Source organism: Variovorax sp. YR266 (assembly GCF_900107295.1).
Classification (GTDB): Bacteria; Pseudomonadota; Gammaproteobacteria; order Burkholderiales; family Burkholderiaceae_C; genus Variovorax.
This window is the reverse complement of record NZ_FNPM01000003.1, coordinates 1-12,525: the sequence shown is the minus strand read 5'-3', so window position 1 is coordinate 12,525 and position 12,525 is coordinate 1. Positions and strand designations below refer to the sequence as shown.

14 protein-coding genes are annotated in these 12,525 nt (G+C 65.3%); 5 read left to right on the top strand and 9 right to left on the bottom strand.

All coding sequences use genetic code 11. The features are described from left to right. Positions 1 to 39: 39 nt before the first annotated feature. From BLW48_RS09180 to BLW48_RS09155, 6 genes are all read right to left on the bottom strand, one after another. Positions 40 to 852, bottom strand: a complete 813-nt coding sequence (locus BLW48_RS09180; RefSeq protein WP_093059335.1) for an ABC transporter ATP-binding protein — start codon at positions 850 to 852, stop codon at positions 40 to 42. A gap of 96 nt (positions 853 to 948) precedes the next feature. Further along, positions 949 to 2,280: an ABC transporter substrate-binding protein gene (locus BLW48_RS09175; protein ID WP_093059333.1), complete on the bottom strand. Its 1,332-nt coding sequence runs from the start codon at positions 2,278 to 2,280 to the stop codon at positions 949 to 951. 58 nt (positions 2,281 to 2,338) lie between these two features. After that, entirely contained in the window at positions 2,339 to 3,403 is a 1,065-nt protein-coding gene (locus tag BLW48_RS09170) for a branched-chain amino acid ABC transporter permease (protein WP_093174207.1), read from the bottom strand. Positions 3,404 to 3,406: 3 nt separating this feature from the next. After that, entirely contained in the window at positions 3,407 to 4,336 is a 930-nt protein-coding gene (locus tag BLW48_RS09165; RefSeq protein ID WP_093174205.1) for a branched-chain amino acid ABC transporter permease, read from the bottom strand. 15 nt (positions 4,337 to 4,351) lie between these two features. Beyond that, positions 4,352 to 5,137, bottom strand: a complete 786-nt coding sequence (locus tag BLW48_RS09160) for an ABC transporter ATP-binding protein (RefSeq protein WP_093174203.1) — start codon at positions 5,135 to 5,137, stop codon at positions 4,352 to 4,354. Further along, positions 5,134 to 7,089 carry an AMP-binding protein gene (locus BLW48_RS09155; protein WP_093174201.1) on the bottom strand — a complete coding sequence of 652 codons (1,956 nt, stop codon included), beginning with the start codon at positions 7,087 to 7,089 and terminating at the stop codon, positions 5,134 to 5,136. Before BLW48_RS09155 ends, BLW48_RS09160 begins: the two co-directional genes overlap by 4 nt. Before the next feature lie 84 nt (positions 7,090 to 7,173). Here BLW48_RS09155 and BLW48_RS09150 point away from each other — a divergent pair, with 84 nt between their 5' ends. The 4 genes from BLW48_RS09150 to BLW48_RS09135 are packed head-to-tail and all read left to right on the top strand — an operon-like array spanning position 7,174 to position 9,517. Beyond that, the gene (locus tag BLW48_RS09150) at positions 7,174 to 7,944 is read left to right on the top strand and encodes a Crp/Fnr family transcriptional regulator (RefSeq protein WP_093059323.1); all 771 of its coding nucleotides are present in this window, start codon (positions 7,174 to 7,176) and stop codon (positions 7,942 to 7,944) included. Beyond that, positions 7,941 to 8,411 (top strand): hypothetical protein, encoded by a 471-nt coding sequence (locus tag BLW48_RS09145; protein ID WP_093174199.1) that lies wholly within the window; start codon positions 7,941 to 7,943, stop codon positions 8,409 to 8,411. The genes BLW48_RS09150 and BLW48_RS09145 overlap by 4 nt, the downstream gene beginning before the upstream one ends. Before the next feature lie 60 nt (positions 8,412 to 8,471). Next, the gene (locus BLW48_RS09140; protein WP_093174197.1) at positions 8,472 to 9,236 is read left to right on the top strand and encodes an SDR family NAD(P)-dependent oxidoreductase; all 765 of its coding nucleotides are present in this window, start codon (positions 8,472 to 8,474) and stop codon (positions 9,234 to 9,236) included. 23 nt (positions 9,237 to 9,259) lie between these two features. Continuing rightward, the gene (locus BLW48_RS09135; protein ID WP_093174195.1) at positions 9,260 to 9,517 is read left to right on the top strand and encodes a hypothetical protein; all 258 of its coding nucleotides are present in this window, start codon (positions 9,260 to 9,262) and stop codon (positions 9,515 to 9,517) included. A 7-nt stretch (positions 9,518 to 9,524) separates the two neighbouring features. On the opposite strand, the gene BLW48_RS09130 is transcribed toward BLW48_RS09135, so the two are convergent. Next, positions 9,525 to 10,541, bottom strand: coding sequence for an MBL fold metallo-hydrolase (locus tag BLW48_RS09130; RefSeq protein WP_093174193.1), 1,017 nt, complete (start codon positions 10,539 to 10,541; stop codon positions 9,525 to 9,527). Between the two features lie 60 nt (positions 10,542 to 10,601). Beyond that, complete coding sequence (locus BLW48_RS09125; RefSeq protein ID WP_093174191.1) at positions 10,602 to 11,585, bottom strand: Bug family tripartite tricarboxylate transporter substrate binding protein; 984 nt, start codon at positions 11,583 to 11,585, stop codon at positions 10,602 to 10,604. A gap of 264 nt (positions 11,586 to 11,849) precedes the next feature. On the opposite strand from BLW48_RS09125, the gene BLW48_RS09120 reads away from it, so the two are divergent. Further along, positions 11,850 to 12,227, top strand: coding sequence for a VOC family protein (locus BLW48_RS09120; RefSeq protein ID WP_093174189.1), 378 nt, complete (start codon positions 11,850 to 11,852; stop codon positions 12,225 to 12,227). Between the two features lie 16 nt (positions 12,228 to 12,243). On the opposite strand, the gene BLW48_RS09115 is transcribed toward BLW48_RS09120, so the two are convergent. Next, positions 12,244 to 12,525 (bottom strand): superoxide dismutase (locus BLW48_RS09115; RefSeq protein ID WP_218137499.1); only part of this gene is annotated, 282 nt, incomplete at its 5' end.

The window sequence follows — 12,525 nt, the reverse complement described above, 5'->3', positions numbered from 1 at the left end:
TCGGCGTGATCGCACCCCGAGCAGCGACACATGAATACATCAAGCCAGCCACCTCTTGCGCCGCTTGTAGCTCTTCACGTCCCGGAAGCTCTTGCGATCCGCACCGCCAACGCCAAGGTAGAACTCCTTCACGTCCTCGTTCTCGCGCAGGCTCTTGGCCTCGCCGTCCATCACGATGCGCCCGTTCTCCAGGATGTAGCCGTAGTCGGCGTAGCGCAGCGCCATGTTGGTGTTCTGCTCGGCCAGCAGGAAGGTCACGCGCTCCTTGGTGTTGAGGTCTTTCACGATCTCGAACACCTCCTCCACGATCTGCGGCGCCAGGCCCATAGAAGGTTCGTCGAGCAGCACCATGCTCGGGTTGGCCATCAGCGCGCGGCCGATGGCGCACATCTGCTGCTCGCCGCCCGATGTGTAGGCCGCCTGTGAAGTGCGCCGCGTCTTCAGGCGCGGGAAATATGCGTAGACCTTCTCCAGCGTCTGCTGCACCGCCGCCTTGCCATCGGTGCGCGTGTAGGCGCCGGTCATCAGGTTCTCTTCGATGGTCAGGTGGGCGAAACAGTGGCGGCCCTCCATCACCTGGATAAGCCCGCGCTTCACCAGCTCCGCTGGCGAAAGCGCCTCGATGCGATCCCCGCGCAGCTCGATGGTGCCTTTGGTGACAGCGCCGCGCTCACCCGCGAGCAGGTTGCTCACCGCGCGCAGCGTGGTCGTCTTGCCCGCGCCGTTGCCGCCGAGCAGCGCCACGATGCCGCCGTCGGGCACCGTGAGCGACACGCCCTTGAGCACGAGGATCACGTGGTTGTAGATGACCTCGATGCCGTTGACATTGAGAAGGATGTTGGGTTCGCTCATGGTGTGGTCCGAAGCATTCGCAAGAACAGCGCGTGCAGCGCAGTGCTGTTCTTGCGAATGGCGGCTCTCGCGAGCCGCCACGGCACGCTCAGTGCATCAAGACTGGCAATCCGCTGCCTCGCGGCGCGTCAGCTTCTTCTCGCCCGCGTACTTGTCGGCAGCAGACTTCACCATCGGCTTGATGATCTGGTCGTCGGCCTGGTACCAGTCGGACATGTCGCCCCACTTCGCGCCGTCCCAGGTGTGCACGCGCGCCCAGGTCGAGCCCATGTGGTCCTGGCACGAAGTGCTCACCGGACGCATCACGCCCGAGAAGCCGAGTGCGTCGAGCTTCTTCTGGTCTAGCGCAAGGTTCTCCATGCCCCAGCGCACTTGCTCGCCGGTCATGACCTTGCCCTTGCCGAAGCGCTCCTGCGCGCGTTTCACGGCCTCGACGGTCAGCATCTGGATGATCACGCCGCGCGTGTAGAGCACCGAGCCCACTTCGTCCTTCGGCCCTGTGCCCTGGCCCTTGTCGTGCACCTGCTTCAGGATGTCCTGGATCACCTTGGGCTGCGTGCCCGAGGTGTTCAGCGCCAGCGCGTGGTAGCCCTTGGCATTGGCGCCCACGTCCTTCACGTCGGGCTCGGCGCCGGCCCACCACACGCCGTACATCTTCTCGCGCGGGTAGCCGGTGGCCACGGCCTCCTTCAGCGCGGTGGAGTTCATCACGCCCCAGCCCCACAGCAGAACGAAGTCAGGGCGCTGTTGGCGCACCTGCAGCCAGGCCGACTTCTGCTCCACGCCGGGCGCGGTCACCGGGATCAGCGACAGTTCGAAGCCGTTCTGCTTGGCGCGCTCCTGCAGCAGCGGAATGGGTTCCTTGCCGAACGGCGAGTCGTGGTACACGAGGGCGATCTTCTTGCCCTTGAGCTTGTCCATGCCGCCTTCGGCCTTGCCGATGTGCTGGATCAGGATGTCGGCCGCGGTCCAGTAGGAGCCCATCAGCGGAAAGTTCCACTTGAAGACACCACCGTCCTGCGAGGCGGCCAGGCCGTAGCCCAGCGTGATCAGCGGGATCTTGTCGGTCGGCACCTTGTCGGTCAGCGCGAAGGTGATGCCGGTGGCTTGCGGGTCGAACAGCGCAACGCCCGGGCGGCCCTTCAGACGCTCGTAGCATTCCACTCCCTTGTCGGTGGCGTAGCCGGTCTCGCATTCTTCGTATGTGATCTTCACGCCGTTGATGCCGCCGGTCGCGTTGACCAGCTTGATGTAGTCCTGCTTGCCGTTGGCCCAGGGCGTGCCGTTGGGTGCATAGGGGCCCGTGCGGTACACCAGCAGCGGGAAGAACTGCTCCTTGGCCTGCGCATTGGCGAGCGATGGCGCGAGCAGGGCGCCGAGGGTGCTGGCCACCAGGGCGGCGGTCAGAGCGAGCGATTTCAGTTTCATGCCTGTCTCCTTTGTGGGCACCTCGGTGCCGGGTTTTTTACGAACGGGAACTCATCAATCAGTGAGGGAAGGGCCAGAGCCGCAGCTTCTCTTTGGCCGTGGACCACAGCCGCGCAAGACCATGCGGCTCGACGATCAGGAAGAACACGATCAGCGCGCCGAAGATCATGGTCTCCAGGTGCGAGGCCAGCGCGGTCGAAATCGAGAAGCCCAGCCACCCCGGCAGCTGGTTCAGAAACAGCGGCAGCAGCACGATGAACGCGGCGCCGAAGAAGCTGCCCATGATCGAGCCGAGCCCGCCGATGATCACCATGAACAGCAGCTGGAACGAGCGGTCGATGCTGAACGCCGCCGGCTCCCACGCACCCAGGTGCACGAAGCCCCACAGCGCGCCGGCCACGCCGACGATGAAGCTGCTCACCGCAAAGGCCGTGAGCTTGGCGTACACCGGGCGAATGCCGATCACCGCGGCTGCCACGTCCATGTCGCGCATCGCCATCCACTCCCGGCCGATGGCGCTGCGCACCAGGTTCTTTGCCAGCAGCGCGAACACCACCACGAAGAGCAGGCAGAACAGATACTTCTGCACCGGCGATTCGATCGGCATGCCGAACACGTTGAGCCCCGCCACGCTCACCGAGCCGGATGAAGAATTGTTGGTGAACCACTGGATGCGCAGGAAGGCCCAGTCGGTAAAGAACTGCGCCGCCAGCGTGGCCACAGCAAGGTACAGCCCCTTGATGCGCAGGCTCGGAATGCCGAACAGCACGCCGATCACCGTCGCGCACAGGCCGCCCAGCAGCAGCGATGCGATCAGCGGCATGCCGTCGATGCGCACCTGGAAGTTGTAGGCCGCATATGCGCCCACCGCCATGAAGGCGCCCGTGCCCAGCGAGATCTGGCCGCAGTAGCCAACCAGGATGTTGAGGCCCAGCGCCGCGAGCGACAGGATGAGGAAGGGCGTGAGGATGGCGCGCATCCAGTAGTCGGACACGCCCAGCGGCACCACGACGAACGCCACGAGCAGCAGCACCAGCATCGCGATGCGATCCTGCGCAATCGGAAAGATCTGCTGGTCGGCCCTGTAGCTCGACTTGAACTGACCGTTTTCTCTGTAGAACATTGCTCAGACCCGATCGATGATTTTTTCGCCGAACAGGCCTTGAGGCCGAACGAGCAGGAAGACCAACGCCAACACATAGGCAAACCAGATCTCGATGCCGCCACCGAGCATGGGGCCGAGATAGATTTCGGACAGCTTCTCGCCCACGCCGATCAACAGGCCACCGATGATGGCGCCCGGAATCGAGGTGAGCCCGCCGAGGATCACCACAGGCAGCGCTTTCAGCGCCACCAGCGAGAGCGAGAACTGCACGCCGAGCTTCGATCCCCAGATGATCCCGGCCACCAGCGCCGAGAAGCCGGCCACCGACCACACGATCACCCAGATGCGCTTGAGCGGAATGCCGATGGACTGCGCGGCCTGGTGGTCGTCGGCCACAGCGCGCAGCGCTCGGCCCGTGGCCGTCTTCTGGAAGAAGATGGCCAGCACCACCACGAGGCCGGCCGCCACCAGCGCGGCGATCAGGTCTTCCTGGCTCAGAAGCAGCCCGCCCTGGAAGGTGCCTTCGAGCACCATCAGCGGTTCCTTGGGCATGCCCACGTCGATCTTGTAGATGTCGTTGCCGAAGATCGTCTGGCCCACGCCGTCGAGAAAGTAGGCGATGCCCAGCGTGGCCATCAGCAGCGTGATGCCTTCCTGGTTCACCAGCTTGCTGAGCGCGAGCCGCTCGATCAGCCAGGCCACCACCACCATCACCGCCATCGCGGCAATGAATGCCAGGATATTCGCAAGGATCTGGTTCTGGAAGCCGAACCACAGCGGGAACCACTCGGAGAAGCGCGCCATGGCCAGCGCAGCGAAGAGCACCATCGCGCCCTGCGCGAAGTTGAAGACGCCCGAGGCCTTGTAGATCAGCACGAAGCCGATGGCGATCAGCGAATAGAGCATGCCGACCATGAGACCGCCAAACAGGGTTTCAAGAAAAAAGCCCATCGTGTTCTTTCGTGATCAGTGCTCGACGCCGAGGTAGGCGCGGATCACGTCTTCGTTGTTGCGCACTTCATCCGGCGTGCCGTCGCCGATCTTCTTGCCGTAATCCAGCACCACCACGCGGTCGGAGATGTCCATCACCACGCCCATGTCGTGCTCGATCAGCACGATGGTTGCGCCGAACTCGTCGTTCACGTCGAGGATGAAGCGGCTCATGTCCTGCTTCTCTTCCACGTTCATGCCTGCCATCGGCTCGTCGAGCAGCAGCACCTGAGGCTCCATTGCGAGCGCGCGGCCCAGGTCGACGCGCTTCTGCAGGCCGTAGGGCAGGCGGCCCACGGGCGTCTTGCGGTGCGCCTGGATCTCGAGGAAGTCGATGATGTGCTCGACGAATTCGCGGTGCCGCAGCTCCTCGCGCTCGGCGGGGCCCCAGCGCAGGGCTTGTGCGAGCAGGCCGCTCTTCATCTTGAGGTTGCGCCCCGTCATGATGTTGTCGAGCACGCTCATGCCCTTGAACAGGGCCAGGTTCTGGAAGGTGCGCGCCACGCCCATCTCGGCCACCTGGCGCGAGTTCATGTGCTTGAAGGTCTGGCCGCGGAAGGTGATGGAGCCCTGCTGCGGCCAGTACACGCCATTGATGCAGTTGAGCATCGAGCTCTTGCCCGCGCCGTTCGGTCCGATGATGGCGCGCACTTCGTGTTCGCGCACGTTGAAGCTGATGTCCGTGAGCGCCTTCACGCCGCCGAAGCTCAAGCTGATGTTCTGCACGTCGAGGATGACCTCGCCTGTCTTCCGGTTGCTCATGCCGCCGCCTTCACGATGGGAAACGTCTTCGCTTCGACGACCTTCAGCGTGGCGCTGACAACCCCCGTGCGTCCGTCCTCGAACTTGACCTGGGTCTCGATGTACTGCTCGGTCTTGCCGCCGTAGAGCGCTGCCACCAGCACCGCGTATTTCTCGGCGATGAAGCCGCGGCGCACCTTGCGCGTGCGGGTCAGTTCGTCGTCGTCGGGGTCGAGCTCCTTGTGCAGCACCAGGAAGCGCGCGATCTGCGTCTCGCCCATGCCGTCTTCGCTCGCGAGGTCGGCGTTCACCTTGGCGATGCACTCGGCCACCAGCGCCAGCACGTCGGGCTTGCCGGCCAGGTCGACGTAGCCGCCGTAGGCGAGACCGCGGCGCTCGGCCCAGTTGCCGACGGCTTCGTAGTCGATGTTGATGGCCGCGCACACTTCGTCTCGCGCGTTGCCGAAGCACACGGCTTCCTTGATCTGCGGGAAGAACTTGAGCTTGTTCTCGATGTAGTTGGGCGCAAAGATCGCGCCGCTCACGAGACGGCCCACGTCCTTGGCGCGGTCGATGATGCGCAGGTGCCCTTCGCTGTCGAGCACGCCCGCGTCGCCGGTGTGGAAGTAGCCGTTTGCATCCAGCACTTCGGCCGTGGCGTCGGGGCGCTTGTAGTACTCCTTGAGCACCGACACGCCGCGCACCAGCACCTCGCCGTCTTCCGCGATCTTCAGTTCGATGCCCGGCGCGGCCGTGCCCACGGTCTGCAGCTTGACCTTGCCGTCCTGCTGCAGGCACACATACGCGCAGGTCTCGGTCTGGCCGTAGAACTGCTTGAGGTTGACGCCGATGGAGCGGTAGAAGCGGAACAGATCGGGCCCGATGGCAGCGCCAGCGGTGTAGGCCACGCGGATGCGGCTCATGCCAAGCACGTTGCGCAGCGGTCCGTAGATCAGCAGGTTGCCCAGGCCGTACATCAGGCGGTCGCCGGTGCCCACCGGCGCGCCATTGAGAATGTCCGCGCCCACGCGCCGCGCCAGCGCCATGAACTTCGCATAGAGCCAGCGCTTGGGCGCGGCCGCGTCTTCCATGCGGATCGACACGGCCGTGAGCAGCCCTTCGAAGGTGCGCGGCGGGCCGAAGTAGTAGCTCGGGCCGATCTCGCGCATGTCGTTCATCACCGTCTCGGCCGATTCAGGGCAGTTGAGCGTGAAGCCGCCCACCAGCCATTGCGCGACGGAGAACAGGTGGTCGCCCACCCACGCCATCGGCAGGTAGCTCATGATGTTGTCGCCGGGGCCGAGCTTGTCGGTCTGCACGCCGCCGCGGCCGGCAGCGATGAAGCTCGCATGCGTCTGGCACACGCCCTTGGGGCGGCCGGTGGTGCCCGAGGTGTAGAGGATCACGCCGACATCCGTAGCCTCTCCGCTGGCCACCGCGCGGTCGTAGTAGCCGACGTTGGCCTTGTCGAACTCGCGGCCCAGTGCGCGCAGTTGCTCGTAGCTCATCAGGCCCGGCTGGTCGTAGTGGCGCAGGCCCTTGGGGTCGTCGTAGATGATGTGGCGGATGCCGTGCTGCTGGTCTTTCTGGAGCTCGCGGCATTCGAGCAGCTTGTCTACCTGCTCCTGGTCTTCGACGATCACGAAGTCGATGGCCGCGTCCTGCAGCATGAAGACCATCTCGCTTGCCACCGCATCCTGATACAGCGGCACCGGCACGCCGCGCAGGCTTTGCGCCGCGACCACCGCCATGTACAGGTGCGGCCGGTTGGCGCCGACGATGGCCAGGTTGTCGAAGGGCTTGAAGCCGAGGCTCGCGAGACCGCAGGCCATTTCGCGCACTTCCTGCGCCACGGCGTTCCAGGTCCAGGTTTGCCAGATGCCGAGATCCTTCTCGCGCACGGCGGGCGCCTCGGGTTGGGCGTCGGCATGCGCGAGCAGCAGACGGGGGAAGGTGGGGGCGGTTGTTTGCACAGTGGGCGGATCGTAGGTCTCACTTTGACGCCCGGTTGTCGTTCCAACGACAATCCTAGGGACACTACTCCCCGGAGTTTCCCGATGCCTCACGGCAATCTCAACCACAACGTGCTCGGCGGTTCGATCAAGGATCGCGTGCGTCCCGCCAATGCCGCTGAGCTCGAAGGCATCCCCTGGCTGCCCACGCTCACGCCAGCCGAGCGCCGCCGCGCCGAAGCCGCGCTGGTGGTGGGCGAGGCCGAGCCCGGCGACCTGGTGTGCCGCGTCGGCCGCTCGCCGACCTACTGGTTCGGCGTGGTCGAGGGGCTGCTCAAGATGAGCAACGACAACGCCGACGGCGGCTCGGTCACCTACACCGGTGTGCCGCCCGGCGGCTGGTTCGGCGAAGGCACGGTGATGAAGCGCGAGCCCTACCGCTACAACATCCAGGCGCTGAGGCGCAGCCTGGTGGCGGGGCTGCCGATCGAAAGCTTCCACTGGCTGCTCGACCACTCCATCGGCTTCAACCGCTTCGTGATGAATCAACTGAACGAACGGCTGGGCCAGTTCATCGCGGCGCTGGAGATCGACCGGCTCAACAACCCCGACGCGCGCGTGGCGCGCAACCTGGTGTCGCTGTTCAACCCGGTGCTGTACCCAGGCGTGGGCGAAGTCTTGCGCATCACGCAGCAGGAACTGGCCTACCTGGTCGGCCTTTCGCGCCAGCGCGTGAACGAGGCGCTGAACGGCCTCTCGGCACAGGGCCTGATCCGCGTGGAGTACGGTGGGCTGCGCGTGCTCGACCTGCCGGGCCTGCGCGCGACCGCGATGTCGAACAGGAAGAACGCCTCGGCGGAAACGGAAAACACATGACCCTCAAAGACCAGCTCCAGGTGGTGCCCGCGAACGCGGAAGCCGCTTTCATCCCACCGTCAGAGGCGCCGAAGACGAAGGCCGAAGACACCGGCCCGACGCTGCAGGAGGCCATCGAACGCAACGAGGCGTTGAACGAGAAGCTCGATGCGCTCAACGAAATACTGGCCAAGCCGCTCAGCGAAATTCTTGCCGACCGCGAGAAGTCCGAAGAGGCCGCGCTCGCGTGGGACCGCTTCGGCGCGATGTGGATGCTCTCGCAGCGCGCGATGCGGCGCGTGGCGCTCGACCTCGCAGCGCAGCTCGGCGTGAGCGAGGAAGAAGTCGTCGCGCGTGCCATGGCCAATGCCAATGCAGTACTCAACGGCGCAGACGAGGTCGACCTCGACGGCACCATCGCGCCTGCGCAGCTGCAGCACATCGCCCGCCACCGCAGCTTCCTGCGCAAGCAGTTCCGTACCGGTTGAGCACCAAGGCCTCTCGATACCGCTTAACCTCCCCGCCTTCGTTCAAGAAAGAGCTTCCCGATGACCGCTTCCCACCTCACCCTCATCACCGGCGCCTCGCGTGGCCTGGGCCGTGCCATGGCCGAACAGCTGCTGCAGGCCGGCCACACGGTGCTGGGCATCTCGCGCAAGCAGGATCCGGCGCTTGCCGAAGTAGCCAAGGCCGCCGGCGCCGAACTCGTGCAATGGGAGCAGGACCTGTCCGACCCCGTGGCCGCATCGGCCCGCGTGTCGGCATGGCTCAAGACCATCGACGCGCAACGCTTCGACAGCGTCACGCTCATCAACAACGCCGGCACCGTCGGCAACCCCGCGCCGCTGTCGAGCGCGGTGGAGGCCGAGCTCTCGCTGGCCCTGCGCATCGGCCTCGAAGCGCCGATGCTGCTGACGGCAGCCTTCCTCGGCGCGACCCGCGAATGGCGCGGCGCACGCAAGGTGCTGAACATCTCGTCGGGCCTGGGCCGCAACGCCATGGGCAGCCAGGCGCCTTACTGCGCGGCCAAGGCCGGCATGGACCACTTCTCGCGCGCCGTGGCGCTCGAGGAAGCGAATGCAACGAACGGTGCACGCATCGTCTCTCTCGCGCCCGGCGTGATCGACACCGACATGCAGGTGCAGCTGCGCGGTGCGTCGGCCGAGAAGTTCCCGGACCGCACGCGCTTCGTGAGCATGAAAGAGGACGGCCGGCTCGACAGTCCCACCACTGCGGCGGCCAAGGTACTCAAGTACCTGGCGCGCGAAGACTTCGGCAACAACCCCGTGGCCGACGTGCGCGACCCTGCCTGATCGAAACGAAGGACACGCACGCCATGGCTACTGCCAAGTCGATCGACACCCTCGAGTACAAGCTCTTTCCGTCGCCGAGGAACGTGCACCGCATCGTCTTCGAGCACCAGGTCTTCGTGCCTTACCCGTACGCACTGATCGTGATGGACGAGTTCTACTTCAAGGGCCGCTACAGCCTGTTCTCGGCCTGCAGGCTGAGCGACGGGAAGATGGGGCAGGTGGCGACGTTCGAGGATGCGTCGGACGTCGCCATTTTCAACACGAAGTTCGTGCCGGACTGAACTGCGACTACTGCATCGCGAACCTGTCGCGCTGCGCCTGCGCGCATTCGCCCATCACGTTCAATGCGCGCTCCACCGTGGGCGTGCCCATCACGAAGGGGTTCACCGCGCCGGCCGGCTGCTGCCGCATCGCCGCCATCTTGGCCTGCGAGCTGTCGACGTTCGAGTGGTTCGACAGCATCATGTCGATGCCTTGTGCTTTCACCAGGGAGTCCATGCGCCGGGTGGACGCGATGTAGCTGTCCAGCCGAGGCACGTCCTTGCCGAAGTTGAAGCCAGTGCCGCCCCAGAGCATGGCGCGGTGCTTCCTGCCGTTCTCGCTCACGTCGAACACCGGGGAGAGCGTGCCCATGGTGTGGCCCGGCGTGAGGTACAGCGTGACGGTGGTGTCGCCCAGGGTGACGCGGTCGCCGTCCTTTGCCGAGATGTCGCCCGCGCCGCGCTTCGGCGGCGCGCCCCAGATGGGCGTGGCGAACTCCAGCTTCGTCTCGGTCATCGTCCAGTCGGCCTCGCTCATCACCACGCGCGCGCGGTACTTCTGCGCGAGGTAGGGCGCGCCGCCGTAGTGGTCGCCGTGGCCGTGCGTGACGATCACGTACTTGATCTGCGCCGGGTCGAGGCCCAGCTTGCGCATGCCGCCTTCGATCAGCGCGGCGGCCTCCATCTGGTTGTTGAGCGCATCGATGAGGATGATGCCGTCGAAGGTCTTGATGGCCCAGGCGCTGACCCAGTCGGCGCCCACGAAATACAGGTTGTCGAAGGCCCTGGCGGGCGGTGGCGCCGGCTTGTTGATGAGCAGCGGGAGGCCCTTGTCGAGCTCCTCCTGCGGCGGACGCGTGGCTGGGGCGGGCTTGCATAGCGTGAGCAGCGGACCGAGGTCGGTGCCCGCGGCCTGTGTGGCTGCCGCGACGTGGGCAGCCACGGTTGCGTCGGAAGGTTTCTGCGCGGGCGTCTGTGCGCAGCCCTGGACGAGGGCGACAACCGCCGCGCTGGCAGCTGTCTTCAGGGAAAAGGAAGGAACCATCGGTGTCTCCATGCCGTCGTTGCGGCTTGTTCTGGAGGCACCATTCTGCGGCGCGCAGGCTTATTCGATTGTCGCGCCCGAGGCTTGCACGATGCCCTTCCACTTCTCGTAGTCGGTCTTCAGCAGCGCGCCGAACTGCTCCGGCGTCATGCTCTGCGGCTCCGCGCCCTGCGCGATGATGGCCGCCTTCATTTCAGGCGTGGCCAGCAGCTTGTTGATATCGGCATTCAGCAGCGTCACCACGTCCTTCGGCGTACCGGCCGGCACGAAGATGCCATACCAGGTGCTCACGTCGAAGTCCTTGTAGCCGAGCTCGGCCACGGTGGGCGTGTCGGGCAGCGAGGTGCTGCGCCTGGCCGAGGTGACTGCCAGCGGGCGCAGCTTGCCTGCCTTGATCTGCGCCATGGCCGAGGGCACCGACGACACCATCAGGTCGACGTTGCCCGCGAGCACGTCCATCATGGCCGCGTTGGAGCCCTTGTAGGGCACGTGGCGCATCTTGATCTTGGCGGCGCTGTTGAAGATCTCGCCGGCCAGGTGGATGGTGGTGCCGTTGCCGGGCGAGCCGTAGGTGACGGTGTCTGGCGCGGCGCGCGCGGCTTTTACCACGTCGTCGAGCGTCTTGAACTTGGAGTTGGCCTGCGTGACGATCACCACCGGCGTGTAGGCCACGTGGGCCACCGCGGTGAGGTCTTTCACCGGGTTGTAGCTCAGGTTCTTGTAGAGCCAGGGCGCGACGACCATGTTGTCCTTCTGGCCCATCACGATGTCGTAGCCCGTGGGCGCGGCGCGCGCGGCCTCGGCGATGCCGATGGTGCCGCCGGCACCCGCGCGGTTGTCGGGCACCACGGTCCAGTGGTTCACCTCGGTGAGCTTCTGGGCCACCAGGCGCGCCAGGATGTCGGTGCCGCCGCCGGGCGGGAAGGGCACGACCATGCGGATGGGCTTGGCGGGGTAGGCCGCGGTCTGTGCATGAGCGGTGGCCGTGAAGGCCAGGGGGAATGCCAGCGCGAGGGCCAGCTTGCCGAGGTGTCTGCGGATCATGGGTTGTCTCTTTGTCGGGGTCGATTCGGGGTTGCAGTCGTTGCCGTCGTCACTGCACCGGGGGTGCAGTGTGCCGGAAGCCGGGTAAGAAGGATTTCTTCATTTGCGATGGGGCTCGTATCGACTTGCGGGGTGCCATTTTCCGATGCCTTGACAGGGCCCTGTCTGACGCAAATACTGCACCGTATGGTTGAGTATTTTTGGCAAGCCCGGCATGCGTCGATGGCACGCCGGGCCTCCCCGAAGGAAACCCAGGAGACTCGCATGCTCGGAAACATCAACGCAGTGGCCAATCTCGCGGTGAAAGACCTCGCGGTTGCCCGCCGCTTCTACGAAGACACGCTGGGCCTGTCGCAGGTCGATGCGGAGGGCGACGAAGTCATCGTCTACCGCAGCGGCAACACGCGCATTAACGTGTACCGCTCGCAGTTCGCCGGAACGAACCAGGCGACGGCCGTCACCTGGCAGGTGGGCGGAGACATCGAGCGCCTCGCCGCCGCCCTCAAGGCCAAGGGCGTGCGCTTCGAGCACTACGACATGCCCGACACGAAGCTCGTGGGCGACCTCCATGTCATGGGCGACATGAAGGTTGCGTGGTTCAAGGACCCGGACGGGAACATCCTGAACCTGATCAACGGCTGATCGATCAGCCGAAGTTTCAGCCGAAGTTCTTCGCCGCGAAGTCCCAGTTCACCAGCTTGGCCAGGAAGGTCTCGACGAACTTCGGGCGCAGGTTGCGGTAGTCGATGTAGTAGGCGTGTTCCCAGACGTCCACGGTCAGCAGCGCGGTGTCTGCAGTGGTCAGCGGCGTGCCCGCGGCGCCGGTGTTCACGATGTCCACCGAACCGTCGGCCTTCTTCACCAGCCACGTCCAGCCCGAACCGAAGTTGCCCACGGCCGACTTCACGAAGGCTTCCTTGAACGCGTCGTAGCTGCCCCA